The following is a 19441-nucleotide window of genomic DNA, read 5'->3' as shown; positions in this document are numbered from 1 at the left end:
TTTTAATTAGATAATTCCTAGTGATAAACAGGTTACAAAACATACAAAGAGACACAAACAAATGGTCAATAATTTTATTGACCATTGTTTTGTTTATAGCAGTTCCAGTTATTACCATTTTTATCAATTTATTTTACGGACCTGGTGAAACATGGAGTCATTTAGTAGCTAATTTATTGCCAAGTTATTTACTAAATTCTTTTTGGTTAATTCTAGGAACTAGCATTCTTACATTAGTATTTGGAATATCATCTGCTTATGCAGTATCTAGATATTATTTTCCTTTTCGAAAACAGTTAGAGTGGCTATTAATTTTACCATTAGCCATACCATCGTATATTACTGCTTATGCCTATGCAGGAATCTTTGATTATGGTGGTGTTTTTGAAAAACTCTTTGCTGTGAAGATAGACGTAATGAATCACCTTGGACTTATTTTTGTTTTAAGTATTTCATTATATCCATATGTATATGTAGCTTCTAGAGCTTTTTTCTTGAATCAATCAAACAATATTATTGAAGCTTCAAAATTGTTAGGAGCAGGAGAATTTAAAACTTTTTTTAAATTAATATTACCATTATCTCGCCCAGCATTTATAGGCGGACTCACTTTAGTATTAATGGAAGTTTTAAACGACTATGGAGCAGCTAAATATTATGGTATTAATACATTTACAACAGGGATTTTTAGAGCATGGTTTTCATTAGAAGAGCCAGAAACAGCAATTTACTTATCAGCTATATTGGTGGCGATTATTTTTCTAATAATTAGTTTAGAAAAATGGCAGCGAAGAAGAATAGGGTATTCAAATACTACCAGAAATCATCAGAAAGCAAAAAGAGAACATAGTACAGCTAAGAAAAAAGTAGCTTTGTTTACGGTAGCTTTTATACCAGTTTTGTTTGGCTTTTTATTACCCGTTTTTCAATTGTTGTATTGGGCATACTTAACTTATGAAGATGTATTTACTCAAAGTTTTATAACTATCTCATTACAGAGTTTAGGAATTGCAATTATAGCAGCATTAGCAACGGTAGTATTTGCGTTGTTATTAATATTTTTAACAAAATGGAATCGACTAGCTTTATTAAAGCCCATCGCAAAAATAGGAGTGTTAGGCTATGCAATTCCAGGAGCAGTAATAGCAGTAGGGGTTTTAATACCAACTCTTTCTTTAGATAAATGGTTGGTAACATTTTTTAAAGAAGTAGCAGATTATAAAATAGGTTTTATACTGAATGGAACAATCATAGCATTATTATATGCGTATATTGTACGTTATATGGCGGTAGCTTATAATCCGATTGAAGCAAGTACTTTAAAGTTTGGAAAGTCTTTATCAGAAGCATCAAAACTTTTAGGAAAAGGAAACTTTTGTACCTTCAAAAAAGTAGAGTTCCCTTTATTAAAACCAGCAATATTAAGTGCCTTTATTTTAGTGTTTGTTGATGTTATGAAGGAATTACCTTTAACGTTAATTTTAAAACCATATAGTATAAATACACTAGCAGTAAAAGCATACGAATATGCAAGTGACGAATTAGTAGCAGAAGCATCACTGCCTTCTTTGTTTATAATTCTAACAGGAATTATCCCTGTATTATTTTTAAATCGATTAATCTCTAAAGAATAGTAATGAGTACTAAATTATTAGTAATACAAAATTTACATAAAGCATTTAATTCAGGTAAGGTAAAGGCTTTAAATAATGTTAGTTTTTCTTTAGAAAAAGGAAATGTATTGGCTGTAGTAGGAGAAAGTGGAAGTGGAAAAACAACCTTAATACGTTTAATTGCAGGTTTAGAAACATTAGACAGTGGAGAGATAGAAATAAATAATACAACTGTTTCTTCTAATTCAGTATTTATAGAACCACAGCAAAGAAATGTTGGGATGGTATTCCAAGATTATGCATTGTTTCCACATCTTACAATATTTAAAAACATTGCATATGGACTTTCTAAACAAGAAAATAAAGAAGAAAGAGTAAGAGAAGTATTAAAATTGGTAGGCTTATCAGGAATGGAAAAAAGATATCCTCATGAGTTATCAGGAGGACAACAACAACGTATAGCATTGGCAAGAGCCTTGGCTCCAAAACCAGAACTTTTAATATTAGATGAGCCATTTAGTAATTTAGATGTGATTTTAAGAAGTCAATTAAGAAAAGACATACTACAAATAATAAAACAGACAAATACCACAGCTATTTTTGTAACGCATGATATAAAAGATGCGATTACTATTTCAGATCAAATTATCATATTAAAACAAGGTGTCATTTTACAAGAAGGAAGTACAAAAGAGGTACATGAAAAACCAGAAGGGTCTTACGTAAAAAAGTTATTCGACAATATGTAAAAAAGAGGAATGATATTAAAAAAAGCTCTAATTTATCTGTAGTTATTTAAAATGAAAAGCTAAAGGCGCTTTGTTAACTATAATTTAAAGATAAAGTTCACTTTTTTTATAGTATATTTGTACGCAATTAATTAACAACACACTAAATTAATTGCACATGCAAGCTCATCAATCAAAATTTGTAGGCGAAGGTTTAACGTACGATGATGTACTATTAGTTCCAGCTTACTCTGAAGTGCTTCCAAGAGAAGTTTCAATCCAAACAAAATTCACAAAAAACATAACGATAAATGTTCCAATAGTATCTGCTGCAATGGATACGGTAACCGAATCAGCTATGGCTATTGCTATTGCTAGAGAGGGAGGAATAGGAGTGTTGCATAAAAATATGACAATAGCTCAACAAGCACAAGAAGTACGTAAAGTAAAGCGTGCAGAGAGTGGAATGATTATCGATCCAATTACTTTATCGTTAAATGCTATCGTTTTAGATGCAAAACAAGCAATGCGTGAGCATAAAATTGGAGGTATTCCAATTGTAGACGAAGCAGGAAAATTAATAGGAATTGTAACGAATCGTGATTTACGTTTTGAAAAAAACAATGAGCGTCCGATTGTTGAAGTAATGACTTCAGAAAATTTAGTTACAGTAGCAGAAGGAACTTCATTAAAAGAAGCAGAAGTAATTTTACAAGAGAATAAGATTGAAAAGTTACCAGTTGTTAATGATAACGATAAGTTAGTAGGTTTAATTACTTTTAGAGATATCACAAAGCTTACCTTAAAGCCTACGGCAAACAAAGATAGCTATGGACGTTTACGCGTAGCAGCTGCTTTAGGAGTAACACATGATGCAGTTGAAAGAACAGAAGCACTAGTAAATGCAGGAGTGGATGCGGTAATTATTGATACAGCACACGGACATACACAAGGTGTTGTAAAGGTATTGAAAGAAGTAAAAAATAAATATCCAAAATTGGATGTTGTTGTAGGAAATATAGCAACACCAGAAGCAGCAAAATATTTAGTAGAAGCAGGAGCAGATGCTGTAAAAGTAGGAATAGGACCAGGATCTATTTGTACAACAAGAGTAGTTGCTGGAGTAGGATTTCCACAATTCTCAGCTGTTATAGAGGTAGCAGCAGCAATTAAAGGAACAGGAGTACCAGTAATTGCTGATGGAGGTATTCGTTATACAGGTGATATTCCAAAAGCAATAGCAGCAGGAGCAGATTGTGTTATGTTAGGATCTTTATTAGCAGGAACAAAAGAATCGCCAGGAGAAACAATTATTTACGAAGGAAGAAAGTTCAAGTCGTATAGAGGAATGGGATCTGTAGAAGCAATGAAACAAGGTTCAAAAGATCGTTATTTCCAAGATGTAGAAGATGATATTAAAAAATTAGTGCCAGAAGGAATTGTTGGACGTGTACCATATAAAGGAGAGTTGGTAGAAAGTATTCATCAATTTGTAGGAGGTTTACGTGCAGGTATGGGATACTGTGGAGCTAAGGATATTGAGACATTGAAAAATACAGGGAAATTTGTCCGTATTACAGCAAGTGGAATTAATGAAAGTCACCCACATGATGTAGCGATTACCAAAGAAGCACCAAATTATAGTAGAAGATAAAAATCTATTTAAATATAAATTATACAACGCTGTTAGTTTTAAAACTAGCGGCGTTTTTTATGTATGTAAGTATTTTAATTGGGGGATGGGGGACTCTCTATCTGAAAATACTTTTCTAATCCTTTAATATGAAGAAGTGACTTTCTTGAATTAAAAAAAAATAGTGTTCTTTTTTACAGTTTCTTTTTTTAAAATAGTAATATTTACAGCATGTTTATCATTAATATTTTTTTCATGATGTAGATCATGAACAACAATATAATTGTTATTGGGCTGGTGATCATTTTTATAAAAGAAAAGGGATAAAGTAGATATAAACAGTATACAACAACACATAGCCATTTGATGACTAAGTTTTCTATATAATTTTAAAGAAGAAAAATTAGTTGATTTCTTATTATTTTTTTTAGAGCTTTTAATTATTACTGATTTGGATATAAAATCTGTATAACTCTCATAATTTAAATATTCAGCAATTAGATTTTTTAGATCAATATTTGGTTCTTTTGATTTGTTTTTTCTTCCTTCAACATGTTTTTCGTAATAGTTCTTCATAGTTTTTGAAGTAACGCTTACATTTTTATATTTTTTAAATCGTTCTTGTTTTAAAATTCTTTCTTCAAAAAAATCAAAATTCCCCGTTTTATTTTTTCTATCATTTTCAATTTCGTTTTCAAGATTTAAATAAAGTTGTTTTAATAATTCCTTGAGCATCGTAGGTTTTTTTGGGTTCTCGCAAATGTAGATAGGTGAAAAAAGCTAATAAAAAGGGAATCCGTAAAACGGAATTTTTTTTTCCAATTCTTTTCCAATTCTTTTCCATAGAAATTTATCAATAGAAGCAATATTTGCTACAGAATTAATTGATTAAGTATTTGAAATATAGATTAATAAATTCTTTAAAGGTAGATTTTAAATCAGTGATTTTTTTAGAGGGGAAGCTATTAAAATTTGCTGGTTTTTATCTCCACTTCCCATGAAAGAGGCGCGCGGCTCTTTTAAAATTTCAAGTGTTTTTAAACACTAATCGACTCTAAGCAAAATGCTTAGAGAAGGGGACTTAATCCCAAATTTTAAAAGACAAAATAATGAAAAAAATAATTTTTATAGCAGTTTTAATAATAAGTGGGGTATTGACATCTTGTACAGATTTGTCGGAAGATGTTGTGCCAAATCAAATAGAGCAACAACTTCAGAGTACAACAGGTAATCAAAATCAGGATACAGGAGGAGAAGACGAACCTACTCCTGTTGAGGACGATGAAGATAATTAAAAACAAAAAAGGTTGAGTAATTTACTCAGCCTTTTTATTTTAGTACTATGAAAAGAAAAGTAGTACTATGTTTTTGTTTTTTATTACTAATTTTAAATTATTCGTGTAAACATAATTCTTCAATTAATACGGATAATGATTACAAACAGTTGGTGGTCAAAATAAGAAAGGCTTATAAATTAAGAGACATACAAAAGACTAAACATTATTTGAAAAGCTATTTAAAATTAGCAGAAAAAGATAATAATTTGTTTTTTTTAGGTAAGGCTTATCATAGATGTGGAATTTATTATAAAAAATTTAATGAGAAAGATTCCGCATATTATTTTTATTATAAAGCACTTCCTTTTTTTACAAAAATTAAAGATAGTTTAAGATTAGCAAAAACATATCTAAATATAGCATATATAGAAAGTGATTTTCAAGATTATTCAAGAAGTAATTCAACTATTGTTAAGGCCTTAGAGTTATTAAAAAGAGAAAATAGAATATATAGATCAAAAGCCTTTAATTGTTTAGCAATTAATGCTAGAGGAGAAAAAAAATATGAATTAGCGATAGATTATTGTAATAAAGCTTTTAAAAATGCAGAGGGTAGAACAGATATTTTAGCATATAAAAATAATTTAGCTAATGTTTATAAAGATTTTAAGAAGTTTGATTCTTCTGTTGATGTATTAAACGAAATTCTTAATGATACAATAGTAAATAATGATCTGAGAAAAAAAGCGAGAGTTATAGATAATTTAGGTTTTACTAAATGGTTGCAAGATAAAAATCGAAATGTATTGTCAGATTTATTAAAAGCAAAATCTATTAGAATTCAAATTAAAGATTTTGAAGGTTTGGTTGCTTCATTTTCTCATCTATCAGATTATTATAATGATATAGATAAAAAAGAATCTTTAAAATATGCTTATGAAATGTACAGGTTTTCTAAGAAGAGTAAAAGCCCTTATGATGTTATGGAAGCTATTGATAAAATTACTTTTAAAGAAAAACCAACAAAAGCTATTATATATGCACATGAGAGAATTAGAATTAGTGATAGTTTGCAACTAGCTATAGAGAAATCACAGGATAAGTATGCTTTAATAAAATATAAAAGTGAAGAGTATGAAAAGAAAGCTCTGCAAAATAAATTTGAAGCTGAACAACAGAAAAACCAAAAACAACTTTGGACTTTTATAGGGCTTACTTCATTTCTTGGGTTCGTTAGTTATGTTTTTTACAAAAGAAATAAAACCAAAAAAGAAAAGATAGTAGAAGTATACAATACGGAAACTCGCTTGGCTAAAAAAATTCATGATGTACTAGCAAATGATATGTATTTAGTCATGAATAAATTACAAAAAGAAAAGCGAGAAAATACTTCAATATTATACGATTTAGAAAAAATATACACTCTTACTAGAAATATTTCTAGAGAAAACAGCCCAGTTATTACAGGGAATTTGTTTGAAGGTTTTTTAAAACAATTATTTGTAGACTTTACTACAGATACTTGCAAAGTAATGAATAAAGGATTATCAGAGGTAGACATAAATGTTTTACAAAAAGAAAAACAAATTGTGTTGTATCGATTATTACAGGAGCTACTGGTAAACATGAAAAAGCATAGCCAAGCCAGTTTGGTAATTGTAGCATTTTCAATTATAAAAGATACATTACAGGTAGAATATAAAGATAATGGAGTGGGAGTTGATACCATAGAAATGAAAAGTGGATTGAAAAATATGGAAACCCGTATTAAATCAATAGGAGGAACTATTACTTTTGAATTAGAAACACAAAAAGGATTTCATGTAACGTTTCGATTTAAGAAATAAATATGTTTAAAAAAGTATTGATAGCAGAAGATGCCGATTTTATGTCTAGTGGGATAAAAGCGGCATTAAAAAGTATAGAGATTCCAAAAATAGAATACGCAAAATATTGTGATGAAGCTTTTTTAAAATTAAAAAAAGCGTGGTTGGATAAAGAACCTTTTGATTTGTTAATTAGTGATTTATCGTTCTTAGAAAATCCAAATCCACAAAGACTGGAGACAGGGGAAGACTTAATTTCTGAAGCAAAAAAACTACAACCATTATTAAAAACTATTATCTTTTCTGTAGAAGATAAACCTTTTAGAGTACAGCAATTGTGTAATGAGTTGAAGATAAATGCTTATGTATGGAAATCAATACATGGAGAAAGGGAGTTAAAAACAGCAATAGAACTAGTATATAATGATACATTCTTTATATCTCCAAAATTATCACATGCTTTAAAGAAAAAAGAAAGTTTCGAAATTACCGATTATGACGTTTTTTTGTTGAAAAAACTAGCAAATGGATTGGATCAAAGAGGTATTTGTAAAGAATTAGAAATAAATAAAATAAAGCCAAATAGTATTAGTTCGGTAGAGAAAAGATTAAAGATTTTGAAAGAAAGCTTTAATGCTAAAAATCCCACTCAATTAATAGCAATAACTAAAGATTTTGGATTGATTTAGAAAGAAAATATTAAACTAAAGAATAATAATAAGACACTGTTAGAACTTAAACTAACAGTGTTTTTTTATACGGAAACAAAAAAAGAACGTTGGGAAACAAAAAGAATAAAAGAGAAAAACAAGCCAATATGTTTGCCGAATAAAATTATAAAAGCAAACATAAAATGAAAAAAATTACCACATTATTCGCATTAATTTTATTAATACAATTCACTTCATGTTCAAAGGATGATACAGTGATAAACACAGCGCCAATTATTAAAGCGCAGGCTTTTGAGGTTAATGAAGATGCGATATTAAGCCTAAAAATAGTAGCGTCAGATTTAGAAGATGATGAACTTACGTTCTCAATAAAAAAAGACGATAATAACTTATTTGCGTTCTTAAATGATGGAACTTTAAGAGTGCAGCCAGGAAAGAAAATTTCACCAAAAACATATTCGATAGATGTAGAGGTATCGGATGGAAAATTAACATCTACTGCAACAATAACCATAAAAGTGAAAGCTGTAGCATAAAAATTTATTAGTTGAAGTTTTAGAGTTTAAATAATACACATTTTAAGCAAAAAGACGGGCTCTGTTGAAAATTAATTCAACAGAGTTTTTTGTTTTTACAGAGTAAATACTATTTTAGCAGAGACTTCAATTTCCTTAAATTTTATGACTCAAGAAACAAAATATACCGAAGATAATATACGCTCGCTCGATTGGAAAGAACACATCCGAATGCGTCCGGGAATGTACATTGGAAAACTAGGAGATGGTTCATCTCCAGACGATGGAATTTATATCTTGGTAAAAGAGGTTTTAGATAACTCTATTGATGAGTTTGTAATGGGTACTGGAAAAACAATTGAAGTATCTGTTCAAGGAGAAAAAGTAATTGTAAGAGATTATGGTAGAGGAATTCCGTTAGGAAAAGTAGTCGATGTAGTGTCGAAAATGAATACCGGAGGAAAATACGATTCTAGAGCTTTTAAAAAGTCGGTAGGACTAAACGGGGTAGGAACCAAAGCGGTTAATGCCTTATCTACGTATTTTAGAGTAGAATCTACAAGAGACGGGAAGTCAGCCTCTGCAGAGTTTGAAAAAGGAAGTTTAACAAACCAAGAGTTTTTAGAAGAAACATCACGTAGAAGAGGAACTAAAGTAACTTTTATTGCAGATGATTCTATCTTTAAAAATTATAAGTACCGTCCAGAATATATAATCCGATTACTTAAAAACTATGTATACCTAAATCCAGGGTTAACCATTGTTTTTAATGGGGAGAAATTTCACTCAGAAAATGGATTAAAAGATTTATTAGAGGATAATAACAATCAAGATGATATGTTGTATCCAATAATCCATTTGAAAGGAGACGATATTGAAATAGCTATAACGCATAGTAAAACACAATATTCAGAAGAGTATCACTCATTTGTAAATGGACAGCATACTACGCAAGGAGGTACCCACCAAGCTGCATTTAGAGAAGCGATTGTAAAAACGGTTAGAGAATTTTACGGAAAGAATTTTGAGGCTTCAGATGTAAGAAAGTCTATTATTTCAGCGATTTCCATAAAGGTAATGGAACCAGTTTTTGAAAGTCAAACAAAAACAAAATTAGGTTCTACAGATATGGGAGGTGATTTACCAACCGTAAGAACTTATATCAACGATTTTGTTAAAACAAAATTAGATAATTACTTACATAAGAATACCGAAGTAGCAGAAGCTTTACAAAGAAAGATTTTACAAGCTGAAAAGGAACGTAAAGAGCTTTCAGGAATACGAAAATTAGCAAAAGATAGAGCTAAGAAGGCAAGCTTACATAATAAGAAACTTCGCGATTGTCGTATCCATTTTGGAGACACAAAAAAGGAAGCTTACTTAGATACTACTTTGTTTATTACGGAGGGAGATTCGGCAAGTGGATCGATTACAAAATCGAGAAATGTAAATACACAAGCAGTATTTAGTTTAAAAGGAAAGCCTTTAAATTCGTACGGATTAACTAAGAAAATTGTATACGAAAATGAAGAGTTTAATTTATTACAAGCAGCATTAAATATAGAAGATGGTTTACAAGATTTACGATATAACAATATTGTAATCGCAACCGATGCCGATGTCGATGGAATGCACATACGCTTGTTATTAATAACTTTCTTCTTACAGTTTTTCCCAGAAGTAATAAAAGAAGGACATTTATATATCTTGGAAACGCCACTTTTTAGAGTTCGAAATAAAAAAGAAACTATTTATTGTTATTCAGAAGAAGAAAAACAAGAAGCTATAAATAAATTAAGAGGAAAACCAGAAATAACTCGATTTAAAGGATTGGGGGAGATTTCGCCAAATGAATTTGTACATTTTATTGGAGACGATATACGTTTAGACCCAGTAATGTTAGATAAAGAAATGTCTATAGATCAAATGTTACAATTCTACATGGGTAAGAATACACCAGATCGCCAAAAGTTTATTATAGAAAATTTAAAGGTAGAATTAGACTTAGCTGAGGAGAATTCATAAAAATGGATAAGCAGAGAAGAATAAAAATATATTTACTTGTAGCTGCAACATTTTTTATTATCAGTGTTTCTAACCTCGACTTTAATGATTTAAGTTGGAGTAGAAATAGTAAGAATTATGTAAGAATGATAGTTGCTATTTTAGTGTATCTAATAATATACTTGAGTAGTAAAAAACTAACAAATAAGAACTCTTAAAAGAATACACATTATTCAATGAGTGAAGAAAACAACAATTACGAACATGACGAAGAATTAGCAAATCAAAATCACGAACAAACTGAAACCATTACCAAGGTTACAGGGATGTATAAAGAGTGGTTTTTAGATTATGCTTCGTATGTAATTTTAGAACGTGCTGTACCATCAATAGAAGACGGGTTTAAACCTGTACAACGTCGTATTATGCATTCGATGAAAGATTTAGATGATGGACGTTATAACAAGGTAGCCAATATTGTAGGTCATACCATGCAGTATCACCCACATGGAGATGCGTCTATTGCTGATGCCATGGTACAAATGGGACAAAAAGAGCTGTTAATTGATATGCAAGGAAACTGGGGTAATATCTTAACAGGAGATAGAGCAGCAGCATCACGTTATATTGAGGCACGTTTATCAAAGTTTGCTCTAGAAGTAGTTTTTAATCCAAAAACTACAGAATGGAAAATGTCGTATGATGGAAGACGAAAAGAGCCAATAGATTTACCAGTAAAGTTCCCGTTATTATTAGCACAAGGAGCAGAAGGTATTGCTGTAGGATTATCGACTAAAATATTACCACATAACTTTAATGAGTTAATAGATGCCTCGGTAAAATATTTGAAAGGAAGAAGTTTTACACTAGTACCAGATTTCTTAACTGGAGGTATTGCCGATTTTACCAATTATAACGATGGTAAAAGAGGAGGAAAGGTAAGAGTAAGAGCTAAAATATCGCAATTAGACAAGAAGACGCTAGTAATTACCGAAATTCCATTTGCAACAACTACTACATCGTTAATAGATAGTATTTTAAAAGCTAACGATAAAGGTAAAATAAAGATAAAGAAGATAGAGGATAACACTGCAGCTAATGTAGAGATATTAGTGCATTTACCTCCAAATGTTTCGCCAGATAAAACCATAGATGCCCTATATGCTTTTACGAATTGTGAAAATTCAATATCACCATTAGCATGTACGATTGAAAATAACAAACCGGTATTTGCTGGAGTATCTGAAATATTAAAACATTCAACAGACTTAACTGTTAGATTGTTAAAGTTAGAGTTAGAAATTCAATTACACGAATTAGAAGAACAATGGCATTTTGCTTCGTTAGAACGTATTTTTATTGAAAATAGAATTTATCGTGATATTGAGGAAGTAGAAACATGGGAAGGAGTAATTGAAGCAATTGATAAAGGATTACAACCACATATAAAACATTTAAAGCGCCCAGTAACTGAGGAAGATATTGTTCGATTAACAGAAATTAGAATTAAAAAGATTTCTAAGTTCGATATTGACAAAGCGAAACAGCATATAGAAGCTTTAGAAGAAAAAATAGCAGAGGTAAAACATCATTTAGATAATTTGATTGATTTTGCAATCGACTATTTTAAAGCTTTAAAAGCAAAATTCGGAAAAGGACGCGAACGTAGAACTGAAATTAGAATATTTGATGATATCGTAGCTACTAAAGTAGTAATGCGTAACACCAAATTATATGTAAATAAAGAAGAAGGATTTATAGGTACTTCTTTACGAAAAGACGAATACGTTACCGATTGTGCCGATATTGACGATATCATTGTGTTCAGAGATAACGGTACTATGATTGTAACAAAAGTAGCATCAAAAACCTTTGTAGGAAAAGGAATTTTACACATAGCAGTCTTTAAAAAGAAAGACAAACGTACGGTGTACAATATGATGTATAAAGATGGAACCAAAGGACCAAGTTATATGAAGCGATTCAATGTAACGAGTGTAACTCGCGACAAAGAATACGATTTAACCAATGGAAATAAAGGTTCAAAAGTTTTATACTTTTCAGCAAATCCAAATGGAGAAGCAGAAGTAGTTACAATTAACTTACGTGCTGTAGGTAGTATTAAAAAGTTAAAATGGGACATTGATTTTGCCGATTTAGCTATAAAAGGAAGAGGAGTAAGAGGAAACCAAATAACAAAATTCGCAATTAAAAAAATCGAATTTAAATCAGCAGGGGTTTCTACTTTAAAACCTCGTAAGATTTGGTTCGACGATGCTGTTCAACGATTAAATGTAGATGGAAGAGGAGATTTATTAGGAGAATTTAGAGCAGAAGACAAAATTTTAATAGCAACACAGTCAGGAAAAATAAAAGCAGTTTCACCAGATTTAGCAATGCATTTTGAAAATGATATGATTGTACTGGAGAAATGGAATCCTAAGAAACCAATATCAGCTATTTATTTTGAAGGAGCAAAAGAGCGTTACTATGTGAAACGTTTCTTAATAGAAACTCCAGACAAGGAAGAGGTTTTTATTTCTGAAAGTGAAAAATCTAAATTAGAAATTATTGCTACGGATTATAGACCAATGGCTGAGGTTGTTTTTTCAAAGAGAAGTTTAGAAAGAATTCAGGTAAACTTTGAAGAGTTTATTTCTATAAAAGGTATCAAAGCTTTAGGAAATCAATTAACAACTGATAAAATTAGAACAGTTAATTTATTAGAGTCTTTACCATACGAAGAACCAGAAGAGGAGAAAGTAGAAGAAATAGAGGTAAACGAAGAAGAAACAATTGAAGAAACATTGCCTTTAGAAGTAGAGGAAGCTCCGCAAAAGGAATTTGTAGAAACTAAAGAGGATAAAGCTAAGAAAGCATTGGCAAGAGCACTTCAAAAGAAGAAAAAGAGTGCCGAAGAAGATGACGATAGCCAAACAGCCTTATTTTAAATGAAAACAATAGGATTAATAGGAGGGATTACACCGCAGTCAACTATTATGTACTATCAGGTACTAAATAAGTTAGCCACAGAATCGTTTGGAGAAAAACACTCGGCGAAAGTTCTTATTAATTCTATGGATTTTGGTCAAATATCTCAACTTCAAACCGAAGGTAAATGGGATGTTTTGGCTACTATCATGGTTGATGCAGCAAAAAGTTTAGAAGCGGCAGGTGCATCCTGTATTGTAATATGTGCCAATACCATGCATTTAACAATAAATGAGGTTAAAGAAGCTATACAAATTCCTGTTATACATATTGCAGAAGCTACTGGTGAGGTAATTTTAGAAAAGAAATTAAAAAAGGTAGCATTGTTAGGTACAAAGTATACTATGGAGAAAACTTTTTATACAGATGTATTAAAAAGTATGGGCATAGAAACAATAATACCAGATAAAGAAGATAGAACTATTATCCATACAGTTATTTATAATGAATTAGCTAAAGGAGTTTTAAATAAAAACTCCAAAGAAGCATATTTAAAAATTATACGTAAATTAGAGGAGCAAGGTGTAGAAGGAGTTATTTTAGGATGTACTGAAATACCTTTATTGATAAAACAAGAAGATGTTTCAATTCCTGTTTTTGATACTACAACTATTCACGCAACAAAAGCATTTAATCTTTCAAAATAATGGAAGAACTACATACATACCAATTTGATTTAAATTCTTTTTTTGGAATTGTAGGTTATATACTTCTCGTGGGATTAGTAGTTTGGTTACTGTCTAGAATTACACGTTATATTATAGTTCAAATAATAAAACGAAGAAAAACAGACCGTTATGGAAGAACAAGTATCTTGTTTTTTAGAAATTCGGTTAAGTTTTTTCTAGGTCTTTTCGGTATAGCCTATATTATTATGACTGTACCAGCTTTTAGAAGTAAAGCTACTTTAATATTCTCAGGAGCCGGTATATTAGCTGCGATAATCGGTTTCGCGGCACAGGCAGCTTTATCGAACTTAATAGCGGGAGCTTTTATTGTTATTTTCCGTCCATTTAGAGTAGGAGATTATATCAAATTAGACGATACAAGGGTTGGTATTGTAGAAGACATTACTTTACGTCATACGGTAATTAATAATTTTGAAAATAAACGATTAATTATACCAAATTCGGTAATTAGTACCGATTCAGTATTGAATCATACGATAGAAGATTCACATGTTTTAAGTTTTAATAATTTCAAACTAGGTATAAAGGCTAATATTGATTTAGCTAGAAAAATTATACAAGAAGAAGCCATAAAATTACCAACTGTAATTGATTTTAGAACTCCAGAACAAGTAATGGCAAACGCAGAGCAAGTAGATGTACGTGTAATAGATATACATCCAGATCACATACATATGCGAGCTTATGTTTGGTTGAATGAACCTTTTCAAGAGTTTAAAACAAAATGTGCTTTAAAAGAAGCTGTACACAAACGTTTTTTAGCTGAAGGAGTACAACTTCCAATTCCTATTCATAAAGTGTTAAAAGTATAAAAAGTATTTAGATTCTTCTCTTCCAAAAAGGAGAGTGTTTCCAACGCATTTCAGCACTATAAAACAGTTTCTTATGTTGTAAATAGTATTGCCAAATAGTATTTATTTGCTGATTATATTTTTCTTGAACAATTTTCTCTTTTTCAATATCAAAATGATGAACTAAATCGTATTTAATAATGAGAGATGTAAGTTGCATAGCAGTAGCCATAGCATTATACATACCTTGTGAAGAAAGAGGATCGAAACTTATGGCAGCATCACCAATAGCTGCCCATTGTTTGCCTATAACTTGGGTTAATTTGGAGGAGTTAGCCGCCACAGTTCCATGAAGGCTAGGGGTGCTTTTGGATTCTTTTAAGATACTTTCCATAGCTTTATTTTTTTTAGCTAATTCAATAAAAAAATCAACTTTTTTAATTTCATTTTTATCAATTAAATCAGCATCAGTTTGAAAAGCTATAACTCTCTTATTATTTGGAACAACAGCACTATACCACCATCCATTTTCAGAAGCAGAGATAGTACTCATTGTATTTTGTAAATAGTTTGGCATTGTTGCCCAACAAGCAATTAATTTATCGATAGTATTACGTTTAACCCCTAAACTTCTAACAAAATGAGATTGTCTTCCAGTAGCATCGATAACAAACTTAGATTTGATATAATAAGCTTTCTCAGTTGTCTTTTCAGTAGTTTTAGCAGTCACATACCAATAGTTATTCTCGAGTTTACTTGTTTGTAGTTTTAATGGACTAAGGATTTTAACACCTCTTTTTACGGCTGAATCTCTAAGAAAACTTTCAAAACTTTTTCTATTTAAGCTTTGAACAAAACCATCAGGATTTCTCAAATGATCTACAATATGAACCTGATTACTACCCCAAAAAGATTGCATTCCCATATTTTTAATATACACGGGATTATGTTGTTGGGTAGTTTTTTCTAAGTCTTCTAATAAATTAAGTTGTTTAAGAATGCGTTGCGCAGCAGGAGCTAAAGACTCTCCAATACGATCACTAGGTGCTGTATTTTTATCAATTATAATAACCTTGTGTGTATGAGCTAATGAAATGGCGGCAATGCAACCAGCAATGCCGCCACCAATAATTAAAATATCTGTTTCTAAATTAATCAACTATTTTCTATTTAGGCATGAATCTTTGGAAACGAACCATTTTCTCAGGAACACCAACTTCTTTTCTTGTTGTTTTCTGATGTTGCATGGTTTGAACTTTGGTTTTATCATGAGTTTTAGAAGCTAATAAATTTAATAACTTTTGAACACTTTCAGTAGCATTAAAATCTTCTTTTAGTTCATGTTCTACCATAGCTATTAATTGTCCTTTGGCACTTTCCATTAACTCTTGTTCAGTCAATAATTTCTTATCAGATAATTGTTGTACTGCTGCTGTTAATAGGTTTTCTTCAGTAGTATTTAAGCGTGTTTTATCCTCCAAAATTTCATGAAGTTCTTTCATCGCTTCCTTGAATAGAAGTTCTTCTTGCTCTACACTAGGAATAATACCAACTTGCATTTTTGGAGGAAAGTTTGAGTCATCAGGAGTTCCTGGACGTGCTTGTACAACAGCAAGTTTATCAAAGTATTTAATCATACTATTGATTTGATTTGTTTGTGTAGGAGCTTCCCCGTCTAAAGGTAAGTCATCTAACCAAGCTTCTCTGAAAGCAAAAGCTTCTTTACGAGTTTCTTCTGAAATATTAGAGTCTATAGTTTCTTTATAGCGTTCTTCACTTAAGATATTATTAGGAACTCTAGCTGGCCAAAATGTTGGTAAATAAGGATCGTAACTTTTCGTATAACCATCTCTACAACTAGCTGTGTCAGTTTGCCAAGGTATGGCCATCCAACGAGTAATTCCACCAGGTACTTGCCCTCCTAAAAGAGGTCCAGCTGATAAAGTTAAAACATCGCTATTCATAGTTGAGCCATAATAAGAAGTATCTACTAGTGGTGTTTTGGGTGCATGTTTTAATCTAAAAGGAGCAGAGTACATTCCAGAAGTACGCATTGGCCAAGTCATTTCACATCCTGGGTGAAAAGCATCAGCTAAACAAAATTCCATAGCAGCTTTCGTAAGCATATCAGGTTGTTCTTCAATAGGTAAATCATCTATTTCTAGTGGTTTTGGAACATGCGGACAACCAGTCATATCAACAAAATCAGCATCGAAATCACCTTCTACCCATTGATCAAGAAATTCTAATTGTAAACCAGATAGCGTAGAGTGTTGACGTACAGATCCTGTAGTTGGGATAGAAACGGCATCACCATATGTCCAAGGCCATAACTGAGGAGCTTCTGCACCAGAAACATCATAACGACGGAAATTGTTAGAAATAGTACGTCGCATTTCGTAATTAGCAGAAGATGGATCATTCAATTTTTTTACCCATTCAACAGTCGTGTAATCGAATTGACCACCCCAACCAAAAGCTGCTGCAAAACCTGCATTTACCCATTGTAAATTTGTCATTCTTTCAAAAATAGGTAAGATGTCTTTTTTAAATGAAGGTCTTGCTGGACGTTCTAACATTCCAGATTTAACGGCAACATCTCGCATTAAATCCCACATTGTACGAACAGATTTTTGCATAGGTGCATAATCTGGTGGAGCACATACAACCCAGGCTGGTTCAACTTTTAATTGTACTCCTTCATATTCTACTTCTGCAGTAATTGGTCCGTCTGAAGTATCGTCATACCATCCTTCATTATTAGCAAAAGTAATAGCAATATCTCCTTTTAAGTTTTCAGATTTTCCATGACCTCCAAGCATAATTAAGCGCCCTTTTTCATCAGTACGCATTTCTCCAAGGTATACTTCTTTCGATTGAAATTCTCCTCTGAATTCATGTCCTTCTTTTACATTTGGTGTTGAAATGCTTTGTGCTCCACCATCTATTAATAAAGTACTTCTATCTTTTACATCAATATTTCTAAGTAACGATGGTGGAATATTTGGATCTTGAGCATCAGGTATGTCTAAAGCTATTTGAAATTGATACCAAGAAGCTTTTTGATTTGCTAAATGGCTATGCCAAGTAATTTTAGCATTATCAGAAGTTAATTCTTTTACAGCTTTTCCAGCGGCATTAAAACCATAAATTCTAAATTGTGCTGCTTGTCTTTTTAATGCACCAGTTTTATCTCTATAAGCATATTGATCCATTTTAGCTTCTGGTTCATCAACTAAAGGACCAATAAAATATTCATCTTTACTATTTCCAACTCTGGTAATACCTATTGGAGGATAAATAGCAGCTCTTACAATACACTCGCTGCTTTCATCAATATTCCCTTTAAAATGCTTAGCACGTTCTTTAGGTTCTTGTTGCTGTTGCCCATTTGCTTGATGGCGTACTTCTGCACTTGCAGCATATACTGTTTTCCTTGCCTCTGCTATGGAACCTATTGGTTTATGAGCTTCTAAAGTTCGCCAAATATTAAATGATAAATTAGAACCAAATTCAGCTTGACCAATAGCGGTAATATCTTGTTGTTCTAAATATAACTCAGCAATACATACATATGGACTTTCTTCTTCACTCCAAACATCTTGCGCATTATTTAAAGGCATATTATCATTGGTTCTAGGTTGTATCTCAAACCTGAACTTGGCACTTTTATTTCGAAGACGTTTCTCTAAATCTAACCTTAAATAATTTTTATCGTCAAAAGGAGCACCTTTGTAGGTGTCATCTGGTACAAGTCGATATTTAACAATATTATTTTCTCCTAATTGAAAAGGTAAAATGGCCCAGTATTTAGCGCTTAAACAACTAGCTTCTTCCTTTGCCATAGCTTTTAATATGTTTCCAAGCTTAGGATGTTTGTTGATGTAAGCATCGTAATCATGGTCTATGGTACCAGCAGTTGTAAAACTGCACATTTGTTGAGCGTCTCTAGCAAAAAATCGATCAATGTTTTGAAAAATAAAATCTGCAGTACTTCCTTCTCCGAATAATTTAGGTCCTTCAACTCCAAATAGTTTTAATCCAACACCTACAGTACTATGTAAATCAGGTGAAGTTGGAGAAATATCACTAGAAAAACGTACTGCGCATTCATAGGAATCACCAGCAAATATTCCTATTTTATATTCTTCAGGAATATCTTTATTTATGATAAAATTTCCATAAACGATTCCATGTTGTTTTCTAAAAACTGCACGTTCAGCTGGTTTTTGCCCTTTTTCAATTCTAGTTTTTTGTCCCATTTCAACAAACATCTCTTCAAGACGTTGTGTTACTAATGGTGTACTTCCGTTGCTATCCCAACACTTTACATTATTTGCTGTTGGTTTTGCTTTGTTTTTGTTAGTCATTGTTAGGTTATTTTAAGTTTGGTTAGTTGATAACTAATTATTGGACCTTTTATATGCTAACATTAAAAACTAAAGAGATAAAAGGGGGACATAAAAAGTTATTATAACTCATTAGTTAGCTACTAGTAAACTTAAAGATAAGTTGTTAAAGAGAAATGAGACCTTAAGAATGTAAGAGAGTTTTTATAAGAAGAATTCTTCTAAACATCTTGTTTGTAGGTAGGTATAGAGATTTCTATAAAAGTAGAGATAATAAAATACGGGTGTTTTTCCTTTTCGAGAAGGGGAAAATCACTAAAGGTATTTAGAGTGATTTCTTCTTGTAGAGAGAAT

The 19441-nt window shown here is 31.4% G+C and carries 14 protein-coding genes; 11 read left to right on the top strand and 3 right to left on the bottom strand.

The features are described 5' to 3' along the window. The first annotated feature begins 20 nt into the window (after positions 1-20). The 3 genes from ACOQN8_RS16955 (at position 21) to guaB (ending at position 3995) form a co-directional block, all read left to right on the top strand. Entirely contained in the window at positions 21-1634 is a 1614-nt protein-coding gene (locus ACOQN8_RS16955) for an ABC transporter permease (RefSeq protein WP_420553591.1), read from the top strand. Positions 1635-1636: 2 nt separating this feature from the next. After that, positions 1637-2362, top strand: coding sequence for an ABC transporter ATP-binding protein (locus ACOQN8_RS16950; protein WP_420553590.1), 726 nt, complete (start codon positions 1637-1639; stop codon positions 2360-2362). 157 nt (positions 2363-2519) lie between these two features. Continuing rightward, on the top strand, positions 2520-3995 hold the full coding sequence (guaB, locus tag ACOQN8_RS16945; protein ID WP_420553589.1) for an IMP dehydrogenase: 1476 nt from the start codon (positions 2520-2522) through the stop codon (positions 3993-3995). Positions 3996-4145: 150 nt separating this feature from the next. On the opposite strand, the gene ACOQN8_RS16940 is transcribed toward guaB, so the two are convergent. After that, entirely contained in the window at positions 4146-4709 is a 564-nt protein-coding gene (locus ACOQN8_RS16940; RefSeq protein WP_420553588.1) for a hypothetical protein, read from the bottom strand. Positions 4710-5083: 374 nt separating this feature from the next. Here ACOQN8_RS16940 and ACOQN8_RS16935 point away from each other — a divergent pair, with 374 nt between their 5' ends. From ACOQN8_RS16935 to ACOQN8_RS16900, 8 genes are all read left to right on the top strand, one after another. Then, positions 5084-5269, top strand: coding sequence for a hypothetical protein (locus ACOQN8_RS16935; protein ID WP_420553587.1), 186 nt, complete (start codon positions 5084-5086; stop codon positions 5267-5269). Between the two features lie 47 nt (positions 5270-5316). Then, on the top strand, positions 5317-7098 hold the full coding sequence (locus ACOQN8_RS16930; RefSeq protein WP_420553586.1) for a tetratricopeptide repeat-containing sensor histidine kinase: 1782 nt from the start codon (positions 5317-5319) through the stop codon (positions 7096-7098). Between the two features lie 2 nt (positions 7099-7100). Continuing rightward, on the top strand, positions 7101-7766 hold the full coding sequence (locus tag ACOQN8_RS16925; protein WP_420553585.1) for a DNA-binding transcriptional response regulator: 666 nt from the start codon (positions 7101-7103) through the stop codon (positions 7764-7766). Positions 7767-7930: 164 nt separating this feature from the next. Continuing rightward, the gene (locus ACOQN8_RS16920) at positions 7931-8284 is read left to right on the top strand and encodes a cadherin repeat domain-containing protein (protein WP_420553584.1); all 354 of its coding nucleotides are present in this window, start codon (positions 7931-7933) and stop codon (positions 8282-8284) included. A 144-nt stretch (positions 8285-8428) separates the two neighbouring features. Beyond that, complete coding sequence (locus tag ACOQN8_RS16915) at positions 8429-10288, top strand: DNA topoisomerase IV subunit B (protein WP_235274733.1); 1860 nt, start codon at positions 8429-8431, stop codon at positions 10286-10288. A gap of 215 nt (positions 10289-10503) precedes the next feature. Next, a complete protein-coding gene (locus tag ACOQN8_RS16910; protein ID WP_420553583.1) occupies positions 10504-13218 on the top strand; it encodes a DNA gyrase/topoisomerase IV subunit A in 2715 nt (904 codons plus the stop codon). Continuing rightward, positions 13219-13905, top strand: a complete 687-nt coding sequence (locus ACOQN8_RS16905) for an aspartate/glutamate racemase family protein (RefSeq protein WP_420553582.1) — start codon at positions 13219-13221, stop codon at positions 13903-13905. It begins immediately after the preceding gene. Next, positions 13905-14759 carry a mechanosensitive ion channel family protein gene (locus ACOQN8_RS16900; RefSeq protein ID WP_235274736.1) on the top strand — a complete coding sequence of 285 codons (855 nt, stop codon included), beginning with the start codon at positions 13905-13907 and terminating at the stop codon, positions 14757-14759. The genes ACOQN8_RS16905 and ACOQN8_RS16900 overlap by 1 nt, the downstream gene beginning before the upstream one ends. 7 nt (positions 14760-14766) lie before the next feature. Here the strand turns inward: ACOQN8_RS16900 and ACOQN8_RS16895 are convergent, their stop codons facing one another. After that, the gene (locus ACOQN8_RS16895) at positions 14767-15897 is read right to left on the bottom strand and encodes an NAD(P)/FAD-dependent oxidoreductase (protein ID WP_420553581.1); all 1131 of its coding nucleotides are present in this window, start codon (positions 15895-15897) and stop codon (positions 14767-14769) included. Positions 15898-15904: 7 nt separating this feature from the next. Continuing rightward, on the bottom strand, positions 15905-19108 hold the full coding sequence (locus ACOQN8_RS16890) for a LodA/GoxA family CTQ-dependent oxidase (RefSeq protein ID WP_420553580.1): 3204 nt from the start codon (positions 19106-19108) through the stop codon (positions 15905-15907). Positions 19109-19441: the final 333 nt, after the last annotated feature.

Origin of the sequence: Tenacibaculum aiptasiae (genome assembly GCF_965221665.1) — a bacterium.
Lineage (GTDB): Bacteria > Bacteroidota > Bacteroidia > Flavobacteriales > Flavobacteriaceae > Polaribacter > Polaribacter aiptasiae.
This window is presented reverse-complemented; position numbering and strand designations above follow the sequence as displayed.